Annotated in this window: 17 protein-coding genes; 12 read left to right on the top strand and 5 right to left on the bottom strand. The window is 58.6% G+C overall.

The annotated features are described in order from the left end of the window. Window positions 1-8 precede the first annotated feature (8 nt). Window positions 9-776, bottom strand: a complete 768-nt coding sequence (locus tag LZG00_17790; protein MCF3595839.1) for a hypothetical protein — start codon at window positions 774-776, stop codon at window positions 9-11. A 587-nt stretch (window positions 777-1363) separates the two neighbouring features. On the opposite strand from LZG00_17790, the gene LZG00_17785 reads away from it, so the two are divergent. The 7 genes from LZG00_17785 to LZG00_17755 all read left to right on the top strand — a co-directional run bounded on the left by LZG00_17785 (window position 1364) and on the right by LZG00_17755 (window position 7286). Further along, on the top strand, window positions 1364-2572 hold the full coding sequence (locus LZG00_17785; protein ID MCF3595838.1) for a Na(+)-translocating NADH-quinone reductase subunit A: 1209 nt from the start codon (window positions 1364-1366) through the stop codon (window positions 2570-2572). Further along, entirely contained in the window at window positions 2569-3345 is a 777-nt protein-coding gene (locus LZG00_17780; protein MCF3595837.1) for an RnfABCDGE type electron transport complex subunit D, read from the top strand. Before LZG00_17785 ends, LZG00_17780 begins: the two co-directional genes overlap by 4 nt. Beyond that, window positions 3338-4138: an NADH:ubiquinone reductase (Na(+)-transporting) subunit C gene (nqrC, locus tag LZG00_17775; protein ID MCF3595836.1), complete on the top strand. Its 801-nt coding sequence runs from the start codon at window positions 3338-3340 to the stop codon at window positions 4136-4138. Before LZG00_17780 ends, nqrC begins: the two co-directional genes overlap by 8 nt. Before the next feature lie 3 nt (window positions 4139-4141). After that, complete coding sequence (locus tag LZG00_17770; GenBank protein ID MCF3595835.1) at window positions 4142-4807, top strand: NADH:ubiquinone reductase (Na(+)-transporting) subunit D; 666 nt, start codon at window positions 4142-4144, stop codon at window positions 4805-4807. Then, on the top strand, window positions 4804-5415 hold the full coding sequence (gene nqrE / locus LZG00_17765; GenBank protein ID MCF3595834.1) for an NADH:ubiquinone reductase (Na(+)-transporting) subunit E: 612 nt from the start codon (window positions 4804-4806) through the stop codon (window positions 5413-5415). Before LZG00_17770 ends, nqrE begins: the two co-directional genes overlap by 4 nt. Further along, window positions 5412-6632, top strand: a complete 1221-nt coding sequence (nqrF, locus tag LZG00_17760) for an NADH:ubiquinone reductase (Na(+)-transporting) subunit F (protein MCF3595833.1) — start codon at window positions 5412-5414, stop codon at window positions 6630-6632. The genes nqrE and nqrF overlap by 4 nt, the downstream gene beginning before the upstream one ends. A gap of 261 nt (window positions 6633-6893) precedes the next feature. Further along, window positions 6894-7286 carry a CBS domain-containing protein gene (locus LZG00_17755; GenBank protein ID MCF3595832.1) on the top strand — a complete coding sequence of 131 codons (393 nt, stop codon included), beginning with the start codon at window positions 6894-6896 and terminating at the stop codon, window positions 7284-7286. Window positions 7287-7374: 88 nt separating this feature from the next. On the opposite strand, the gene LZG00_17750 is transcribed toward LZG00_17755, so the two are convergent. The 3 genes from LZG00_17750 to LZG00_17740 form a co-directional block, all read right to left on the bottom strand. Beyond that, complete coding sequence (locus LZG00_17750) at window positions 7375-8640, bottom strand: ABC transporter permease subunit (GenBank protein ID MCF3595831.1); 1266 nt, start codon at window positions 8638-8640, stop codon at window positions 7375-7377. 5 nt (window positions 8641-8645) lie between these two features. Further along, entirely contained in the window at window positions 8646-9452 is an 807-nt protein-coding gene (locus LZG00_17745) for an ABC transporter ATP-binding protein (GenBank protein ID MCF3595830.1), read from the bottom strand. Between the two features lie 74 nt (window positions 9453-9526). After that, window positions 9527-10531: an ABC transporter substrate-binding protein gene (locus tag LZG00_17740; protein MCF3595829.1), complete on the bottom strand. Its 1005-nt coding sequence runs from the start codon at window positions 10529-10531 to the stop codon at window positions 9527-9529. A 329-nt stretch (window positions 10532-10860) separates the two neighbouring features. Here LZG00_17740 and LZG00_17735 point away from each other — a divergent pair, with 329 nt between their 5' ends. The 5 genes from LZG00_17735 to hisD all read left to right on the top strand — a co-directional run bounded on the left by LZG00_17735 (window position 10861) and on the right by hisD (window position 17827). Beyond that, the gene (locus LZG00_17735) at window positions 10861-11835 is read left to right on the top strand and encodes a LysR family transcriptional regulator (GenBank protein MCF3595828.1); all 975 of its coding nucleotides are present in this window, start codon (window positions 10861-10863) and stop codon (window positions 11833-11835) included. Between the two features lie 214 nt (window positions 11836-12049). Then, on the top strand, window positions 12050-14485 hold the full coding sequence (locus tag LZG00_17730; GenBank protein ID MCF3595827.1) for an FAD-dependent oxidoreductase: 2436 nt from the start codon (window positions 12050-12052) through the stop codon (window positions 14483-14485). 206 nt (window positions 14486-14691) lie between these two features. Then, the gene (locus tag LZG00_17725; GenBank protein MCF3595826.1) at window positions 14692-15705 is read left to right on the top strand and encodes a D-cysteine desulfhydrase; all 1014 of its coding nucleotides are present in this window, start codon (window positions 14692-14694) and stop codon (window positions 15703-15705) included. Between the two features lie 118 nt (window positions 15706-15823). Next, window positions 15824-16525 (top strand): amino acid racemase, encoded by a 702-nt coding sequence (locus LZG00_17720; protein ID MCF3595825.1) that lies wholly within the window; start codon window positions 15824-15826, stop codon window positions 16523-16525. A 3-nt stretch (window positions 16526-16528) separates the two neighbouring features. Beyond that, window positions 16529-17827, top strand: a complete 1299-nt coding sequence (hisD, locus tag LZG00_17715) for a histidinol dehydrogenase (protein ID MCF3595824.1) — start codon at window positions 16529-16531, stop codon at window positions 17825-17827. A gap of 63 nt (window positions 17828-17890) precedes the next feature. On the opposite strand, the gene LZG00_17710 is transcribed toward hisD, so the two are convergent. Continuing rightward, window positions 17891-19279: a coniferyl aldehyde dehydrogenase gene (locus tag LZG00_17710; protein ID MCF3595823.1), complete on the bottom strand. Its 1389-nt coding sequence runs from the start codon at window positions 19277-19279 to the stop codon at window positions 17891-17893. Between the last annotated feature and the right edge of the window lie 328 nt (window positions 19280-19607).

Genomic DNA, 19607 nt, shown 5'->3' with positions numbered 1-19607 from the left:
AGGCAGGCTCACCGTAGTAGGCCAAACCCGGACATGTCGCGACCCAAGGCTCCCGCCAGATCCTCTATCGAGTCATAGCCAAGTTCCAACGCATAGTGAGGATTATGCACATGGATGCCCGGATCGGCCTTGATAAACTTCCAATTGTAAGCCGCCTTGAGAAGTCGCGGCGTGAAATCGGAATATGCGACCGGTCGACCTTCAACTATATCTGGCCGGCCATCTGCGTTGGCATCGGCAAAGAAGTAAGGATAGCGCGAGCCATCATAAACGATGGGTTTACCGGCAACTTCCGCTGCATAATCCTGGATCAACATCATCAGAAGATCGGCGTTGGCGCTGATATCGTGGTAAATGCCCTTTTTAGTGTTCCCGCTGCCGTCATAGCTCTGACGCGCGATGCGGATCGTCTTGGGGTCGCCGGATTGGTGGCAGGTCAAACAGGTTTCCTCGGACACGCTAAGTTCATGCGGTTCATGACACGAGACACATGTGGCAACCGGTTTCGCATGATCAAAGCGACCGGAATAGGTCTTGCCCGGATACTGATAGCCAAGGCCCGCATAGCCGCCAAGATTGGTCGCCGCAGCAATCTTGTAGTGCGGGTTCACAAAGCGCAACTCGCTGCTTCCAACATCTTCCGCCTTGCCTGCGACGGCTTTCTCTACGCTCGCGCCGCTGGCCCGACCCTGATGGCATGTGAAGCAGGATGCCTCACCGCTGTTGACCGGATGCATACTTCCCGACGGAAGCGCGACTTCGGCAATCTGCGACATCCCCGCATTGTGGCATGTTTCGCAGTCGACAACCCCACCTATCGGAAAGGGCTCTTTTGACAAACCCTTCGGGTTACCGTCCAGGCCGTGGTACGCCCGAAAACCAACACCAGAATGGCAGATGGCACACTCCGGGGGTATCGCGCCCTCATCGTTCCAGTGCGTAAAAGCTTCTGATGCGGCGTCCGCATGTCCCGACCGTGCCCATGCTGCGATTGCCTTCGCATTCGGGATAGAGATGCTTTCGGGTGAAAACGGCCCGCTTTTCGGCATCTTGAACATCGGTTCGCCAGATTCGACAGACTGCTGGGCCGCACTTCCTCTGGGTTCAAGATTGATACCGATCCCGAACAGGGTGGCGAATGCGAAAATGGTGAGGATTACCTTTGCGGCGCGGCGCATCATGTCTCATACCTTCACTTGAAGTCGGCGTCCCGAAACGCCTACTATACTATTACGCGATCACGGGGCCACAAACAATATTGGGCTCCAGGTGGACTTTCGGCGGAGCTATCTTTGTGCTTTGGAGACGCCAGACAGGCTTGACAGTTGATGTCCGAGGCTCCGTGCCTGCGGCAGACAGCTTGGTGGAACGCATAACCACGGAAGAAGCAGCACTCGGGGCGTCGACAGACGACGATCTGCGCATAACGATGCTGGTCAAGGAAGGCCAACTCGTTGCGCAGGGCGCACCGATCTTGGGGCTGCGCCATCACCCCGAAATCGTCCAGGTGGCACCGATGGCCGGGCGCATCGCTTCGATTGATCTCGCTCCCGGCAGGCGATTGTCCGAAATACGATTGTTTCGAGAAGATGAAGCCGGACGCCACCAACATTCAATACAGGCGGCTCAAACAGACGATGCCGCGCTGCGCTCGCTTCTGATGCAAAGTGCGCTGTGGCTTACATTCCGGTCGCGCCCCTTCGGGCGTTCGCCGCTACCCGACGAGACGCCAGCAGCCATCTTTGTCATGGGGTTTGATACGAAACCGCTGGCACCCGATCCGACCCTTGCCGTCAAGGATCGCGAAGAGCATGTCGCGATCGGCATCTCTCACCTGCTGCGGTTGACCACGGGGCCAGTCTATCTATGTCAGGGCGGGAAAGCGCACGAAGGTTTCCGCGAAGTCGCCCCCCATGAGCGGCTCCAGAAGGTGAACGCAACCAAGCTCCACCCTTGGGGATTGCCCGGGTTTCTCGTCCACCGGCATCATCCGGCGACATTGTCGCGACCAATCTGGGACATTCACCTGGAAGATGTGGCAGGCATTGGCGCGCTTCTTGAAACCGGTCTCGTGCCGGAAACACGGCTTGTTTCCATAGGCGGGCCCGGCGTGACCGAGCCACGGCTTGTACACTGCCAACCTGGCGCAGATTTGCGCAGCCTCTGTCATGGCCGCATATCGCCCGGGCCGCACGCCGTGCTGTCTGGATCCCTGTTAGAGGGCCGAAAGGCGCGCTGGTTGGGAACGCGAGACCGCCAAGTCAGCGTGCTGAACGCTGCGGGAACCCAGCCGCCCATGCACTGGCTGCTATCTGCGCTGAAGCGCGCATCGCGTCCCCGCCCCATCATCCCGACGGCCGCCGTCGAACACGCCCTTGGTGGCGCCCTACCGGCCATGGCGATGCTGCGCGCCTTGGAGGTCGGCGACCGGGAAACGGCCGTGCGGCTCGGCGCGCTGTCCCTTGTCGGTGAAGACCTCACGCTCGCCGACTATGTGACCTGTGCCGAACCGCGCCATTCGACTCTTCTCCACCACATGCTGTGTGCAATCGCCGAGGAAGAAGCCGCATGATCCGAGGTGTCTGGGATCGGGAAACCGTGGCGCTGTTGCTGCTTTGTGCAAGTCTGCCCATTGCCATAACATGGCTTCTGGCCGATGGCTGGGGCGCGGTGGCAAGACTTGTCTTCGTCGCGCTTTGTATCGGCATGTGGCAACTGATCTGGATGTTGGCGCGCGCGCAACCGCCATCCATTGCCGTTTTGGTCACTGCACTGACCACAGCCATCCTCGCCCCGGAGCAGTTGAGCGCGCTGCAACTCGTGCTGGGTGTCAGCCTTGGGATCGTGTTTGGCGAGTTGGCCTTTGGCGGTTGGGGGCGCAACATTCTCAACCCGGCGACAGTGACACTGGCAATTCTTGGCTTTGGCTTTCCCGCGGCACCCTGGCCGGAACTGCCGATTCAGCTGGGTTGGGCGGCCATTCCAACAGCGCTTATCGCGGCCCTGTTCGGGGTGGCCTCAATACGCCTGCTGTTCGGTGCCGGCGTGGTTTTTGCCGCCGCAATGTATCTCGAGCCGGGCCTGCTGGCGATCTGGCCTGCGCTGCTTCTCGTCCTCATTCTGCTAGTTGCCGATCCTGTCGCCAGCGCATCAACGCCGTTGGGTACGTGGGCGAACGGCGCCCTCTACGCAGGGCTCGTCGTGATGTTTCACGCGACCTGGCAGGACTCGTCAGCCGTGCAAATGGCTGTATCCGCGGCGCTGCTCGTCTCGCTTGCCATGCCGCTAGTCGATGAAATCATCGTGTCCATTTGGGTCGCACGAAGGAGGCGCAAACTTGACTAATCTGAATCCGATTTCCGCTTGGCAACGCCTGCTGGCGCAACCCAACGAAAGCCGCGCCAAAACGATCGTAGTTGCCTTTCTGCTGTCTGCGGTCTGTGCCGTGCTGGTAACTGCGGCAACAGTCTATCTTCGCCCCATCCAAACACAGAACCGCGCGGCCGAAGAGCAGCTTCGACTGGATCGTCTGTTGTCGTCTATCCCCGGCATGGCAGATATCGTCGCCGACGCCGGCGGCAACGCACTGACCTCCGTAATCGTTGATCTTGAAAATGGGCGTGCAGCCGAGGGCTTGACGACACAAGCACTTCAGGGCGCTCTCGACGACCCGCAGAATTGGACGCAACTTGCCCCGGAACAGGACACCGCAGGCATCGGCGCGCGCCCCGACATCGCGCAGATCTTCATCTTGCGCCAAGACGACCGGATCTCGCTCCTGATCCTTCCGATCCTCGGTTCGGGTTACAATGGCCCGATCCGTGCAATGCTCGCTCTGCGCGGCGACATGAACACCATTGCAGGCCTGACAATCACCGACCAATCGGAAACACCCGGTCTTGGCGCACGAATTGAAGAGGCCGAATGGCAGTCCCAGTTTGCAGGCAAAAAGATTGCCGATGACAAGGGAACGCTCCGCTTCTCGGTGGCCCGCGCGTCGGCGAATACCGAATACGAAGTTGATGGCATTACCGGTGCGACCCGGACCAGCAACGCAATCACGCGCATGGTCCGATTCTGGGTTGGTCCCAAGGGCTATGGGCCGCTTATCGACGCCGTCCGACGCGGGGAGTTCTGAGCCATGGCGGAACAAGCGCGCTATTGGAAACGACTGACAGACCCACTAATTCGGCAAAACCCCGTCACGCTACAAATTCTCGGGATCTGCTCGGCGCTCGCCGTTACCACAACGCTGGACACGGCGTTGACAATGTCTGCGTCGTTGATCGTCGTGATCGTGGCCTCGGCGGGCATCGTCAGCCTGATCCGGCGACACATCCCGAGCACGATCCGCCTGATTGTTCAAATCCTGATCGTCGCGTCGCTGGTAATCGTAATCGACCAGATTCTTCAGGCGTATTTCTTTGATATCAGCCAACGCCTGTCGGTCTATGTCAGCCTGATCACCACGAACTGCCTCGTGCTTGGACGCACGGAATCTTTCGCGCGTAACAACCCGCCGCTGGCGTCGATGATCGACGCTCTGGGTAACGGCCTCGGTTACGCGCTGGTACTTACCATCATCGCGGCGATACGTGAGCTGTTCGGGACAGGTCGGTTGCTCGGTTATCAGTTCATTCCTACCGTAGATCAGGGCGGCTGGTTCGAACCGTTAAACCTGATGCTGCTGGCACCAAGCGCCTTTTTTCTACTGGGTGGTCTCGTCTGGGCGGTCCGCTCGATCTGGCGCGAGCAAGCTGAACCGCCCGCATTCGAGGCCCCGACAACCGAGGAGACACGGCCATGAGCGGCTCGGTCGAGATCTTCCTGCGTGCAATGTTCGTCGACAACATGCCACTGACCCTGTTTCTGGGGCTGTGTACCTTCCTGGCGCTTTCGCGGCGCACTGAATCGGCGGTTGGGCTCGGCGTTGCGATGATTATCGTCCTTGGCATCACCGTTCCGCTGAACAACCTGATCTATAACGGGTTTCTTGCCCCCGGCGCGCTAACCTGGGCCGGGTATGGCGCCCTCGATCTTTCTTATCTGTCTCTTATCGCTTTCATAGGCGTGATCGCGGCGACCGTTCAATTGATCGAGATGCTGCTCGACCGGTTCTTGCCCACTGTCCATGCTTCCTTTGGCGTCTTCCTACCGTTGTTGACCGTGCAATGCGCAATCCTCGCGGGTAGCCTGTTCATGGTCGAGCGGCGCTATGACTTCATCGAATCGGTGGCCTTTGGCCTTGGCAGCGGCGCGGGTTTTGCGCTTGCTGTCATACTCTTGGGTGCGCTTCGAGCACGGCTGGCCTATGCTGACATGCCCGAGGGATTGCGTGGCCTCGGCATCGCTTTCATCATGGCCGGCCTCATGTCCCTCGGGTTTGCGGCATTTGCACAAATGGTCGCGATATGATCGAAATCGCCGTCGGAAGCCTGCTGCTGATCCTGCTCGTCCTGCTGCTGACAGTGGGACTCTTGGTTGCACGCAATGCGCTCGTCCCTCAGGAATCGCTCGTCGTAACCATCAACGGCGACACCCGTATCGACGCCGCGCGCGGCGATGTCCTGTTGTCGGTGCTGCATAAAGCGGGCGTTGCGGTTCCCGCAGCCTGCGGCGGCAAGGGGACTTGCGGGCTTTGCCGTGTCGAGGTGACGGGCGGAGGCGCGGGCCAGCCAGTGGCGACCGAGCGCGGTATCCTGTCACCCCACGAGCGCAAGGTTCATATCCGGCTGGCCTGTCAGGTCAATCTGCGCGGGGCGGTAGACGTGTCAATCGCGGCCGGGGTTCTGGAAGCGGACAGCTTTAACTGCCGGGTGCGCTCGAATCGAATGCTGGCTCCGCTGATCCGCGAACTCGTGCTCGATCTTCCAGTGGGAAAAGAAATTGATTTCCGCGCGGGCGCCTACATGCAGCTGCGCGCGCCTGCCTACGATCTGGATTTCTCCCGGCTCGACATTCCCAACCGGTTTATTGAAACGTGGCGGGTGTCTGGCTGGAGCGAACTGAAGGGCAGCTCTGACACACCCGTCAGCCGCGCCTATTCCATCGCAAACCGGCCCGAGGACGCTGGCAGCCTCGTGTTCAATATCCGCCTCGCGGTGCCGCCCGCAGGTCAGGAAAACGAAATTCCTCCGGGTGTCGTGTCGTCCTACCTGTTTTCTCTGCAAGACGGCGATACCGTCGCCGTGGCCGGTCCATTCGGCGAATTCCATGCACAGCCTACGCACAAGGATATGGTGTTCATCGGCGGCGGCGTCGGGATGGCGCCTTTGCGCGCGTTGATCCACGAACAGATCGGCCAGGGATCCACTCGGCGGATGTTCTATTTCTACGGCGCGCGAACCGCCGCCGATCTGTTTTATGTCGACGAGTTCGAACGGATCGCCGCCAATCACCCAACCTTTTCCTGGACACCGGCCCTGTCCGATCCGGCGCCGGGGGATCGCTGGACGGGTGAGACGGGCTTTATCCACGAAACTGTGCGCAAAGGTATGTCTGCCCACCCTGCCCCGGAAGACTGCGAATACTACCTCTGCGGGCCACCAGTCATGATTTCGGCCGTTATCGCGACGCTTGAGCGGCTGGGTGTCGAACGCCGCTTCATCTTCAACGACGATTTCGGGACGTAAGCCATGACAATTGCCCGCCGATCCTTCACATCAACACACCCAATAGGGACGCCACGGTCGGCATCGATGCAGGCGTCCTTGCATGAGGCGCCCCAATGGAATTGATCCTGTCCATCGGTATCTTCCTTCTCGTCTTTGGCGGGCTGGCGCTTGGCTTGTTGATCAGGGGGCGTCCACCACAGACGTCGTGCGGGGGCCTTTCCTGCCTGCCCGAGAGCAGATGCGACGGATGCCCGCACCGCAAAAAACTGGAGCACGGAAATGACTGAGGAGCGAATCTCGTCTATCATGCAGACCGACTTCCTGCGCCTGACCCCCGAGACCCCGATACGCGAGGCCACTGCATACTTGGCATCGGGAAACATATCGGCGGCACCTGTTGTCGACACGGCGGGACAGCTGATCGGTATCCTTACCGAGAAGGACTGCTTTCGTCCCGCTCTGAACGCGAGCTATTACCAGCAGTGGAACGGGACCGTGGCCGAACGAATGAGCACCGAGATTGCCACGATAGAGTCCGAAACCGATTTCGTCACGGCCGCTGAAGTATTCCTTGAGCGGTCGTTCCGGACCTATCCGGTTATTCGTAACGGTGAACTCGTCGGGATGCTTGACCGCGCGGACCTTCTAAAGGTCTTCCTTCGCTTTGGCTAAAGCGTTTCAAGGCACCCCCCTAAGCGCAGTTTGATTGATACGCTTCAGGGTAACGTGCGTCCCGCATGCAACCAGAAATTAATTCTGGTCAGCTTTTGCCCTTCCATGGCACCAGAAGGTTCTCAGCTTTGCTCATCAAGATATCAATAGCAAAGCCGATAACGCCGATCAGGATGATCCCCATCAACACAATGTCGGTCAGTTGGAATTTCGAAGCGACCATGATCATCATGCCCGCCCCCTCCGACGCAGCAACAAGCTCAGCAGCAACAACGGTCCCCCAACATACCCCCATTGCCACCCTCGCCCCGGTGAAAATCTCGGGCAATGAATTGGGCATGATGACATAGCGCATGATCTGAAACTTGCTTGCGCCAAGTGAGTATGCTGCGTGGACTTTTGAGATATTCACGCCTGATACGCCTGCCCTGGCAGCAATCGCCATGATCCAGAGTGAAGCAAGGAACAACAGGATGATCTTGCCGGTTTCACCGATACCGAACCAGATGATGACCAAGGGAATCAACGCCAGCGGTGGAACCGGCCGCATGAATTCGACGATCGGTTCAAACCAGCCGCGAAACCAGTTGGACAATCCCATCGCGTAACCCAACGGGATACCCAGAAGCGCACCAAAGAAGAACCCGGCAATCACCCGAAACAACGAATAGCCCAGGTGCTTCCACAGGGTACTATTGCGGTATCCCTCGTCGGCAATCTCAACGAGCCGGGCAACCACCGCCTCTGGCGGAGGTAACCAGATGGGTTCCATTTGCAAACCTGAGGGTGGAGAAAAGTTGATTGCACCCTTGTCGGTCAGGGTGAAGCGGCCGGCAGGTGTCTTTATTTCACCATCCTGATTTATTGCCGTCCCGTCGATAGCCACAACATGCGCACCGTCCTTACGCGAGACCTCGTCGTTTATATCAAACAGGATTGTTGTCGAGCGCGAGGCGTTCATCGCCACAGCGTCGTTCTTGGCGATGCCGTCACCCGGATCGACATCGAATTTGGTGGCGGTTTCACCGAAATTGAAGACGCGGACCTGCACAGTGGCATCGTCGCGCACGCCGTCCGTCGTCTCTATCGTATATGTGAACGAGGTGTCACCCACGAACGGGCCAGGTGCATGAAGGAATCCCGGCACCCATGCAGAGCCTGTAAACGACCCCCAGATGAGAAAGATTGTCACGACCGACACGATTGAAGCGATCCGGTTCGATGTAACAGCGCTTTCATCGCCGAAAGTGACGGTTTTCAGCGACGTATAGTCGTGCACCGTACGCTGTACGAGGAAACGAACGACCAGAAATGAAAGCGCGAAAATCGCCAGATAGACGCCGAGGATGAATATCCCGATCATTGTGTGTCCCCCGTGCGGCCCATGATTTCTTCCTCCATGTCCCAGATCATTTCGAGGATTTCTTCGCGTGTTTCGGCATAGCCCTTTGCTTGTTTGACTTCGCGCAGATCTGCATCAACCCCCATGTCGGCAAAAGGTAGGTTGTATTCCTTGTGAATGCGTCCGGGGCGAGGCGCCATGACCAACAGACGTTCCCCGAGCAAAATAGCCTCTTCAACCGAGTGGGTGATGAGGATGATGGTTTTCCCGGTTTCTTTCCAGAGTTTGAGAACAAGCCCCTGCATCTTCTCTCGCGTCAACGCATCTAGCGCGCCAAGCGGTTCGTCCATCAAGATCACATCGGGATCGTTGGCAAGGCAGCGGGCCAAAGCCACGCGCTGTTGCATACCACCGGACAGTTCATAGATTGCCTTATCCTTGAAATCACCCAATCCAGTGACATCAAGCAAGTGATCCACATGTGCGCCCCATTGGGCCTCTTTCTGGCCCTTCATACGCGGCCCAAAGCTGACATTTCCCCGGACGTCCATCCATTCGAACAATGCACCTTGCTGGAACACCATGCCACGTTCAGCGTCGGGGCCGATAACCGTGTGCCCGTTCAGTATGATCTGACCTTCGGTCGGCGCAAGAAAACCGGCGACGATATTCAACAACGTTGTCTTGCCACAACCGGACGGACCCAACACGCTAAGAAGTTCGCCGGTATTGAGTTCCAACGACACGTCTTTAAGTGCCTGTACGTGAGAGCCGTTCGGAAGGTCAAACCGCATTGAAATATTTTCGATTGAAAGCGTGGACATGAGGCCTCCGGAGCTGCTCGTAAGGAACGATGGCACAAGCTTAAACCAACTTGTGCCATCGCCAATAGGGCTACTTACATGCCGCCGACAGCAGACAACGGACCCGTGTTCACAGCGTTCTCGTAAGTTGCAAGAGCACTATCGATAGACCCGGCTTCAACAAAAACGTCTGCGACGCCTTTCATGAAGTTCTGTGCATTGCCACCCAGCCAAGTGGCGCCCAGTTGCTCTTCGACGGTCGGGAAGTTGAAGGTCGACATTGTTTCCATGGTCGCAGTCTCGTCCATGCCGGCATCTTTGGCGATATGCGGCAGCATTTCGGCATGGTTGGCCGGATCGGCCCACATCGCGTTTGCGTCTGCCGTCACTTTAAGGAACTTGCTCACCATGTCGCCGTTCTCGGCCACCCAGCCAGCCGGTCCTGTCGTCGCATCGAAAACGAGAATACCGAGTTCGGTTTTCTCGGCACCGGTGATCAGGATGTTGCCATGTTCAAGCGCACGGCGCAGCGAACCACCCCAGCCGCAGAACATGTCGACCGCACCTTGCGCGATTGCCGCCGCGCCATCGGGCGGGTCCATGTCGACCACATCCATAGTGGCAACATCAACGCCGAAATGGCTCATCTGCTTGAGAAAGCCGTAGTGCGCGGCAGTGCCGAGCGGAACCGCGACTTTTTTGCCCGCAAGCTCTCCGGCGTTGGTTTTGTCGATCTCAAGCTCGGACCGCACGACGCAGTTGTCGTTGTCGGCATAAGATACCGCCACGTCGAGAATTTGCAGATCCTGACCGGCCGAAGTTGCCACGACAAAGGGCGGCACACCTTGGCTGACGGACAGATGAACGTCGCCGGACGCCATTGCGGCCGACATTTTGACGCCGCTTTCGAAACTAACCCAGTTGATGTCGACGCCGAGGGCTTCTTCGTAGGTGCCCATCTGTTTGGCGTATTCAAATGGCATTGGCCATTCAAGAAAATACGCAACGGTGATTTCTTCGGACATAGCCTGAGACGCGCCAAACAGCGTGGCCCCTGCCGATAGCGCGGCAATCATTGCATTTCTGGTTTTCGATTTCATAGTTTACTCCCTTTGGATTTGTTGAGCCGTCTACCTTGCTGGCAGTTTGGCTGTTATGTTCAGTTGGCCCAGTATCAACAGCGTGCCAGGTGCCCCAGGAGAGTCTCCTCTTTATCGCGGTTTTCAGACTTCCCTGAATGTGATAGCACATCTTGGCCTGTTGCGGTGTCCTTTCGATTGCGGTTCATGCGCGGTGCACTCTGGGCTGGAAGGCTTCCACAGTTTTCGGATCTGTTAGACGCAATTCTTTCAATTTCGAGTTTTTGAGATCATTATTCTCATGAGTTGCGAGAAATGCGACAACTTCGAAGGACATCAGGACCGCCCTCATGCCACAAAAATCCGCCCGCAAAGATCTGAGTCTGAAGTGGTTGGAACTGTTCCAGATCTGCGCGCAAAAAGGCTCCTTACAAGCAGCCGCTCAAGAGACCGGTCTCACCGTCAGTACCGTTTCACATCATCTTCGCAATCTTGAAGACCACCTGGGGGTCGAACTGTTCAACCATTCCCGCAGGCCGATGGTGCCAACCAAGAAGGGGCAGGTATTTCTGCGAAACATCGAAGATGCCCTGTATTCCATACGCAAAGCCGTGGCAGAAGCTTCTGCCGACAGCATTTCCGAAGCGAGCTATCTGAGGCTCGGCACGATCGAGGATTTTGACAGCGATATCATACCCGAACTGGCCGTATACTTGTCCAGAAACAGGCCGCTATGCGATTTTTTGTACCACACGGATTCCAGCCACACGATCATCGAGATGCTGCGCAACCGTCAACTGGATCTTGGTATCGCCAGTATCCCAAGCGAGCAGTTTCGCGACCTGCAAGATCGTCCGTTGCTGCATGATCCATATGTTCTGGTTCTTCCGTTGAACTTCGCGCAATCGATACCGGATATCATGGAAGGACGAGCGAAACTCCCGTTTCTGCGATTCTCCAGCAATCTGGTCATCGCCCGTCAGATCGAATCCCACCTAGGTCGCTCGGGCATTTCTGCGCCGCACAGGTTTGAATGCGCGAACAACCAGACATTGATGGCGATGGTGGCCGCAGGGGCCGGTTGGACGATTTCCACCCCACTGCTGTTTTCGCGCGCCAAAAGGTTTCAGACCTCGCTTCGGATGCACCGTTTTCCGAAAAAAGACTTTGGTCGCACGCTGGCGCTCATCAAGACACCCGATTGTTCCCGGTCGTTGTTCGAACTCGTCGATGACAAGGTGCGCACCCTGGTGAGCACGCACGCAATTGCTCCGATCCATCAGAGCTACCCGTGGCTTGCGGAAAGCTTCAAGCTTATCACCTGAAGTCTTAGCGCCCCGATATCTGTCGGGAATTGGCCCAGCTGCTTTGCGCGCGCGAATGGGGGCCAGGGCATTCGGCGATCAGGATACGACATGACCCGGTTTGTAAGAGTTATTGATATGTAACATGTGATTTTTTCTGAACACTAACTGCGAGATTGCGATAAACGGCAATGCGCGACCCTATCATCATTGATGCTTGCTGGAGACCAATTCAATGAAATCGCGCACCAAAGTTGTTGTCATCGGCGGCGGCATTGCCGGTTGCTCGACGCTTTATCACCTCACACAGGAAGGCTGGAGCGATGTCGTTCTGGTCGAGCGCAACGAGCTGACCTCGGGCACCACTTGGCATTCAGCCGCCCAGGTGACGAATTTCGGCGGCAACCAGACAATGGTGGGGCTCAAGACGCATTCGATCAATCTCTACAAGGAACTGGCGGACGACCCGGAATACCCGATCAATTACCACCACGGCGATGGTGGCATCCGGTTGGCCAATACCGAAGCGCAGATGCAGGGGTACCGCCACTTTGCCTCGATGGCGCGCGGGATGGATGTGCATCTTGAGGTGATTGATGCCGAGGAATGCGCCCATCGTCACCCGCTGATCTCAACCGATAATCTCTTGGGCGGGCTATGGGATCCTCTCGATGGCGATATCGACCCCGCGCAGCTTTGCCAGGCGCTGGCGCGTCGCGCCCGCAGAGCTGGAGCCGAAGTCTATCGTAACACACCGGTAACCGCGCTGACCCAGTACAAGGACGACACCTGGACCGTTCACACCGTACATGGCGACATCGATTGCGATATCGTGGTGAATGCCTGCGGCTACCGGGTGAACGAGGTGGGCGCGATGATGGGTGTGCATCATCCCGTCGCCTCGATGGAACATCAATATTTCCTCACCGAGGAAATTCCGGCGATCAAGGAGGCGGGCCATCGAATGCCGCTCTTGCGCTGTCCGATCTCGGACTATTACTGCCGTCAGGAAAAGAACGGCCTTCTGGTCGGTTTTTATGAGCAAGACTGCAAGACCTGGGGCATGGACGGGATCGACCCAAAATTCGTCAATGCCCTGTGCCCCGACGATCTCGATCGTGTCACCGACGTGTTGGAAGGCGCCTTCGAGCGGATGCCCGCGCTAATGGAGGTGGGCATCCACACCATCGTCAATGGCCCGATCACCTATACCATTGACGGCGCGCCGCTGGTCGGCCCGATTCCCGGCAAGTGCAACGCTTTCTGTATCATCGGTCTGCGCGCGGGATTGGGCGAAGGCGGCGGGCATGGCTGGCTTCTTGCGCAACAAATCGTGCATGGCGAAGCGTGCTTTGACACCTGGGTGATCGACCCGCGCCGCTTTACGGGTCACGCCAATGTCGAACTGACTGCGCTCAAGGCAATCGAGGACTATCAAAACGAGTTCCGCTTCCACTTCCCACACGAACACCGCCCAGCGGGCCGTCCGGCCAAAACCACGCCGCTCACGCCCATCCTTGCCGCCGAAGGGGCGGAATTCACAGTCGTGAACGGATGGGAGCGCGTCGAATACATCAAGCCCACTCCCGATTTTCACCCCACGCTCAGCTTCAATTTCGACGAAGCCTTCGACGTGGTCGCCGCCGAGGTCAGGAATGTGCAGGAGAATGTTGGCCTCTGCGAGGTCAATGGCTTCAACCGGTTCGAAATCACCGGCGCAGACCGGCATACGTTTCTCGACCGCATGTTCTGCGGCGCCGTGACCAAGCGCAACGGGCGCGTCGGGCTCGGCTACCTGCTTAACCATCACGGCATGGTCAAGGGCGAGGCGACGGTGGCCAACCTGCCCGCCAGCGACCGCGGACCGGAACGTGTTTGGTATGGCTCGGCCGCAGCGAGCGAATTCCACGACATGGATTGGTTGCAAACGCATCTTGAGGATGGCGAAGACGTCACGATCCGCAGTCTTACCAACGATCAGACCATCTTGGTTCTTGCGGGGCCCAAGGCTCGGGACGTGCTTGCGGCCTGTTCGCGCGGCGACTGGTCGCGCGAGGCTTTTCCCTGGCTCAGCGTTCGCGAATGCTACATCGGCTTTGCGCCCGCCACCGTGCTCGGCGTCAGCTTCTCGGGCGAATTGGCCTATGAAATCCACGTGCCCAATGCCTCGCTCTACGCTGCCTATCTGGCGCTGCGTAGGGCCGGCAAAACGCATGGACTCAAGCTTTTCGGGGCGCGTGCGGTTGAGTCGATGCGGATGGAGAAAGGCTTCATGCACTGGAAGGCCGACCTCATCACCGAATTCGACCCTTTCGAGACCTCTCTCGACCGTTTCGTTAAGGCCGAGAAGGGTGATTTCATCGGCAAGGAGGCCCTGCTGAAACTCCGTGAAGAGGGGCAGCGCAAGAAGCTGGTAACGCTCAAGGTCGATGCCACCCACGCGCCCGCCCATAGCGGTGCTTCCTTGATGCAGGGTAACACGGTGATCGGCACCGTAACCTCGGGGGATTGGGGCCATCGGGTTGCCCTCAATCTGGCTTATGCCTTCGTCGATCCGGAACACGCCGCTCCAGGCAAAACCATGCAGCTGGACTTCTATGGTAACCTGGTCGGCGTCGAAGTGATCGAACCCTCGCCTTACGATCCCGCCTATACCCGGATGCGTGGATGAGCGCGCCATGACGAGGAGTGAGGTCATCATGCCGGTCGAACAAACTGCCCTGCCTTCGACGAAGCCTCTATCGCCTGTAGCTTCGCCAGCCCCTCGGTTCTATCATATGTCCCTAAGTTCGGCATTTCACCTTCACGGCGTCGCACCCGGCTCTCAGCCGGTACTGCCTCTCGCATCCCGGCCCCTATAACCACAAGGATCCTACCATGCACCTCTCCCGTTTCCCGCGCGTTCACCTCGCCCATCTGCCCACACCGCTGGAGCCGATGAAGCGCCTGTCCAAGGAACTGGGCGTTGAGCTCTGGATCAAGCGCGATGATTGTACCGGGATGTCGACCGGCGGCAACAAGACCCGCAAGCTGGAATTCCTGATGGCCGAGGCGCTTGAACAAGGCGCCGACATGGTGATGACCCAGGGCGCGACCCAGACAAACCACGGGCGCCAGACAGCGGCCTATGCCGCCAAGCTGGGGCTCGATTGTCATATCCTGCTTGAAGATCGCACCGGCTATGGCGACGCCAATTACAATACCAACGGCAACGTGCTGTTGGATCACCTGCATGGCGCAACGACCCAGAAATTTCCTGGCGGCCATGATATGCCCGCAGAAATGGAGCGTGCGGCGGAAAAGAAGCGCGCCGAGGGGCGCCGCGTCTATGTCATCCCCGGTGGCGGATCGAACCCGACCGGCGCGCTTGGCTATGTGAACTGCGCCTTCGAGCTGCTTGGTCAGGTAAATGACGCAGGCCTCAAGATCGACCGCCTGGTGCATGCCACCGGGTCGTCAGGCACCCAAGCGGGCCTTGTCACCGGCATGTGCGCGATGAACGCGCAGATCCCCGTACTGGGCATCGGCACCCGCGCGCCGCAGCCAAAACAGGAACAGATGGTTTATGATCTGGCGTGCAAGACCGCCGAGAAGCTGAGTTGCGCCGGAGTGGTCAAGCGCGACGACGTGATGGCCAACACCGACTACGTCGGCGAAGGCTATGGCCTGCCTACCGACAGTGGTATCGAGGCGATCCGCATGTTTGCCGAGCTTGAAGGCATCCTTCTGGATCCCTGCTATTCGGCCAAGGGCGCAGCCGGCCTGATTGATCTGGCGCGCAAGGGCGCGTTCAAGGGCGAGCGGGTTGTCTTCCTGCACACCGGTGGCGCGGCGGCTCTGGGCGGCTATGATTTCGCCTTCGATAACGCCGACCGTTGGGTCACGCTGTAAGAATGGACGTTGTCGTGGTTCCCACGCTCCTCGACATGCGCCTGTCGTCAGGTGTGTCCAACGATGGCTGGGCGCTGGTCTGCAAATTGATCGTTGCAACGTTCAGCGAGGTCACGCCATGACCCGCAATGTCGTCGGCATTCTGGGGGGCATGGGCCCCGAGGCGACCATCCTGCTGCAGCAACGGGTATTGGCCACGGTAAAGGCAAGGGATGACGCCGATCACATTCCACTCCTGATCGATATGAACCCACAGGTGCCCTCGCGGATTGCACATCTGATCGAAGGCACCGGCAGCGATCCTGCGCCGGTCTTGTCCGATATGGCCCGGCGGCTCGAGACCGCCGGGGCCACAGCACTTAGCATCCCTTGCAACACGGCCCACCACTATGCGCGCCAGATCGAGGCGGCAGTCTCCATTCCACTCCTGAACATGGTCGACCTCGCGGTGGCCCGCGCCGCGCAATGCCTCCCAAGCGGCGCAAGCATCGGCTTTCTTGCTTCACCGGCGGTTCAACTGGCCGGCATATTCGACCAGGCCCTTGAACGGCAAAGGCTCACGGCTCTCTGGCCGGAAAACGCCGACCTGATGCTTGGTGCAATCCGCGACATCAAGGCCAACGGCGCCACGCCCGACGCACACCGCACTCTGACGAGCGCAGCAAACGAACTGGCGGACAAAGGCGCGGCGCTTGTCCTTGTCGCCTGCTCCGAATTCTCGCTGCTCGCCCCCAACCTGTCCTCTGCCGTTGCGATCATCGACACCATCGACGTGCTGGCCGACGCGATACATGCGCACTCCCTAATGAAATCGAGGTGACAAATGGCAATCACTTACCTGAAATCAGCCGATCCTCGCCCCGAAATCGAAAACAAGGATATTCGCGATATCGTCGCCATCATGCTGGCCAATATCGAGCGCAACGGCGAGGCGGCAGTGCGCGATTACGCCGAAAAACTCGATGGCTGGACCGGCGAGATCGCTCTGTCGCACGACGCCCGCAAAGCTGCATGTGAACGTGTGCCCGAAAGTCTCAAGGAAGACATCCGCTTTGCCCACGCCAATATCCGCCGCTTTGCAGAGGCGCAAAAGGCGACGATGGGCGAATGCGAAATCGAAGTAATGCCGGGCCTGATCGCCGGTCAGAAGCAAATCCCGGTGTCGAGCGCAGGGTGCTACGTGCCGGGCGGCCGCTATAGCCACATCGCCAGCGCGTTGATGACGATTACCACGGCCAAGGTCGCAGGCGTGCAGCACATCACCGCCGTATCGCCAACACGTCCCAACGTCGGCATCCCCGACGCCATTGTCTTTGCGATGGACCTGTGCGGTGCCGACCTGATCCTGAACCTTGGAGGTGTGCAGGGTATCATGGCAATGGCAAAGGGATTTTTCGGCGGTAAGCCAGCAGATATCCTTGTTGGCCCCGGCAACAGCTATGTCGCCGAGGCCAAACGAATGCTTTTTGGCGAAGTGGGTATCGACATGTTTGCAGGCCCCACAGATTCCCTGATCATTGCCGATCACACCGCCTCTGCCGAAATCGTCGCCTGGGACTTGGTCAGCCAAGCCGAACACGGCATCGACAGTCCCGTGTGGCTTGTGTCGACCGACAGCGCTTTGGCCGAAGGCGTCCTCAACCGCGTCTCAGCACTGATCGACAGCCTGCCCGACTCCAACGCCGCCGCTGCCCGCATCGCCTGGGACGAGCGTGCCGAAGTGATCCTCTGTGACAGCCGGGAAGAGGCTGCCGAGGTCGCGGACCGTTACGCCCCCGAACACTTGCAGGTGCAGGCCACTGACCTAGACTGGTGGCTGGGCCGGCTTTCGGCCTATGGCTCGCTGTTTCTGGGCAAGGAAACCACTGTGGCCTTCGGGGACAAGACATCGGGGCCAAACCATGTGCTCCCGACCAGCGGCGCTGCGCGCTATACTGGCGGCCTGTCAGTGCACAAATTCACCAAGACGGTGACATGGCAGCGCTGCAACGGGATCGCTTCGCACGAGTTGGCCCTGCGCACTGCCCGGATCAGCCGGGTCGAAGGAATGGAAGGTCACGCCCGATCTGCGGAATTGCGCCTACATTCCCAGGCTGCCAGAAAGAACACTGCCCAGCAATAACCGCTTGGGCAAAGCCACATTGTGCGCCACTTCATCCTTATCTCAGGTATGAACGGGAACGCCTTAGCGGCCAAGAATGCGCATGGTGAGCCGCGCAAGCCGTCCGAAAGGCGGCCCCAAGCGTTCGAAAGTGTTAAAAAAACCTGGCTTGTAAACCGCCCGGACATGGCTGAGACGGAGAAAACCATCTTTGCCATGATAAGCCCCGATACCACTTGCCCCAACCCCGCCAAAAGGCAGCGTATTTTGTGCAATGTGCAAAAGCGTGCCGTTCAACGTCACCCCACCTGAAATCGCCCCGTCAAGTATCTTTTCTTGCGTCGCTCGATCATTCGAAAATGCATAAAGTGCAAGCGGGCGGGCGCGCGCATTGATGAATGCGAGCGCCTCATCAAGATCTCGATAAGGCACTATCGGCAAGATCGGTCCGAAAATCTCCTCGCTCAACAGGAGCGAGTCTTCGGGTGTGTCCAGCACAATCGTCGGGACAAGCTTTGCCCCACCCTCTGCCCCCTTCGGCTGCAAAACCCGCGCACCAGCGTGCTGCGCTGCTTCAAGAGCCGCATCAAGCCGGTCGCGATGGCGTTGACTGATTATGTTACTGTATTGGGTATTGCTTTGCAGGCTGGGATAGGCCTGTTCAATCTTGGCAAGAAGGACGCGCGCAAGCTCGTCGACTGACGCGGCAGGTGCCAGAACATAATCCGGGGCGATGCAGGTTTGACCTGCGTTGGTAAACTTGCCCAGAATAATTGACCGTGCTGCCTTGTCGAGCGCGTAATTCGGCCCGACTATTGCCGGTGATTTACCGCCAAGTTCCAGCGTAACCGGAGTCAGATTTCGCCCTGCCGCCTGCATTACCTTTTGTCCAACCGCCGTCGAGCCGGTGAAGACGAGATGGTCGAAAGGCAAGGCGGTGAAGGCCTCGGCCACCTCAACACCGCCGGTCACGACAACAACCTCATCGTCGGCAAAGGCCACCGCGATCAGCCGCTTTAGCAACTCCGCGAATGCAGGAGTCAGTTCGGAGGGTTTGATGATGGCGCGGTTTCCGGCTGCAAGCGCATCGACCAGTGGGCCAAGGGCAAGCAATAGCGGGTAATTCCAAGGCGAAACGATACCGATGATACCCAGCGGCTCATGGCGCACCCAGGCCCGCGCCGGCTGAAATGTCAGCGCCACAGAGCGTCGCTTGTCGCGCATCCATCGCCCTAAATGGCGCGATGCGTGACGGACGGCTTGCAACAGAGGCACAATCTCCATCAGTTCTGTCTCTTCGCGCGCCCGCCCGCCGAAATCGGCATCAATGGCACGCGCGATCTCGGCGCGGTTTTCGACCACCAGTCGCGTCAGCGCGGCCAACCGCCGCCTGCGGGTCTCAGCATCGACAACACGCTCGTGCCGCGTCGCCGCATGCACCCGCTCGAAACTAAGTTGCAGGTCGTTGAACATGCGCTTGCTTCCTTTGATGTGGGGCTGACCATTTACTAGCTCGATAACAGCAACAGCGCCAGCAGGACTCGAAACGGCCAGCACCCTCAAAGCCGCACCGCCAGGAACATGGTTGGCAATGGAATCGGTGGATCATCCCATGGTCGGGCCCGTCATCGCAAACAGTCAGACAAGGCAGCGGCGGGCCACATCGCATCACTGCCCGATAGAAAATGCAGCATTGACACAAGCGGCATTCACAGAAAGACGAAGATTGAAATCTATCAAACCATTGGCTGCAAACCCTCGCTGCCCACTGGTTTCGATATCTGGTTTCCGGCGCGCCCCA

The sequence above is a fragment of the Rhodobacteraceae bacterium LMO-JJ12 genome (assembly GCA_021555075.1).
Taxonomy (GTDB): domain Bacteria; phylum Pseudomonadota; class Alphaproteobacteria; order Rhodobacterales; family Rhodobacteraceae; genus JAKGBX01.
This window is presented reverse-complemented; position numbering and strand designations above follow the sequence as displayed.

What these genes read in the sequence shown, in the direction of transcription:
- LZG00_17790 (MCF3595839.1), bottom strand. Translation starts at nt 776, where the DNA reads ATGTCGCAGATTGCCGAAGTCGCGCTTCCGTCGGGAAGTATGCATCCG.
- LZG00_17780 (MCF3595837.1), top strand. Translation starts at nt 2,569, where the DNA reads ATGATCCGAGGTGTCTGGGATCGGGAAACCGTGGCGCTGTTGCTGCTT.
- LZG00_17770 (MCF3595835.1), top strand. Translation starts at nt 4,142, where the DNA reads ATGGCGGAACAAGCGCGCTATTGGAAACGACTGACAGACCCACTAATT.
- nqrE (MCF3595834.1), top strand. Translation starts at nt 4,804, where the DNA reads ATGAGCGGCTCGGTCGAGATCTTCCTGCGTGCAATGTTCGTCGACAAC.
- nqrF (MCF3595833.1), top strand. Translation starts at nt 5,412, where the DNA reads ATGATCGAAATCGCCGTCGGAAGCCTGCTGCTGATCCTGCTCGTCCTG.
- LZG00_17755 (MCF3595832.1), top strand. Translation starts at nt 6,894, where the DNA reads ATGACTGAGGAGCGAATCTCGTCTATCATGCAGACCGACTTCCTGCGC.
- LZG00_17745 (MCF3595830.1), bottom strand. Translation starts at nt 9,452, where the DNA reads ATGTCCACGCTTTCAATCGAAAATATTTCAATGCGGTTTGACCTTCCG.
- LZG00_17740 (MCF3595829.1), bottom strand. Translation starts at nt 10,531, where the DNA reads ATGAAATCGAAAACCAGAAATGCAATGATTGCCGCGCTATCGGCAGGG.
- LZG00_17735 (MCF3595828.1), top strand. Translation starts at nt 10,861, where the DNA reads ATGCCACAAAAATCCGCCCGCAAAGATCTGAGTCTGAAGTGGTTGGAA.
- LZG00_17730 (MCF3595827.1), top strand. Translation starts at nt 12,050, where the DNA reads ATGAAATCGCGCACCAAAGTTGTTGTCATCGGCGGCGGCATTGCCGGT.
- LZG00_17725 (MCF3595826.1), top strand. Translation starts at nt 14,692, where the DNA reads ATGCACCTCTCCCGTTTCCCGCGCGTTCACCTCGCCCATCTGCCCACA.
- LZG00_17720 (MCF3595825.1), top strand. Translation starts at nt 15,824, where the DNA reads ATGACCCGCAATGTCGTCGGCATTCTGGGGGGCATGGGCCCCGAGGCG.
- hisD (MCF3595824.1), top strand. Translation starts at nt 16,529, where the DNA reads ATGGCAATCACTTACCTGAAATCAGCCGATCCTCGCCCCGAAATCGAA.
- LZG00_17710 (MCF3595823.1), bottom strand. Translation starts at nt 19,279, where the DNA reads ATGTTCAACGACCTGCAACTTAGTTTCGAGCGGGTGCATGCGGCGACG.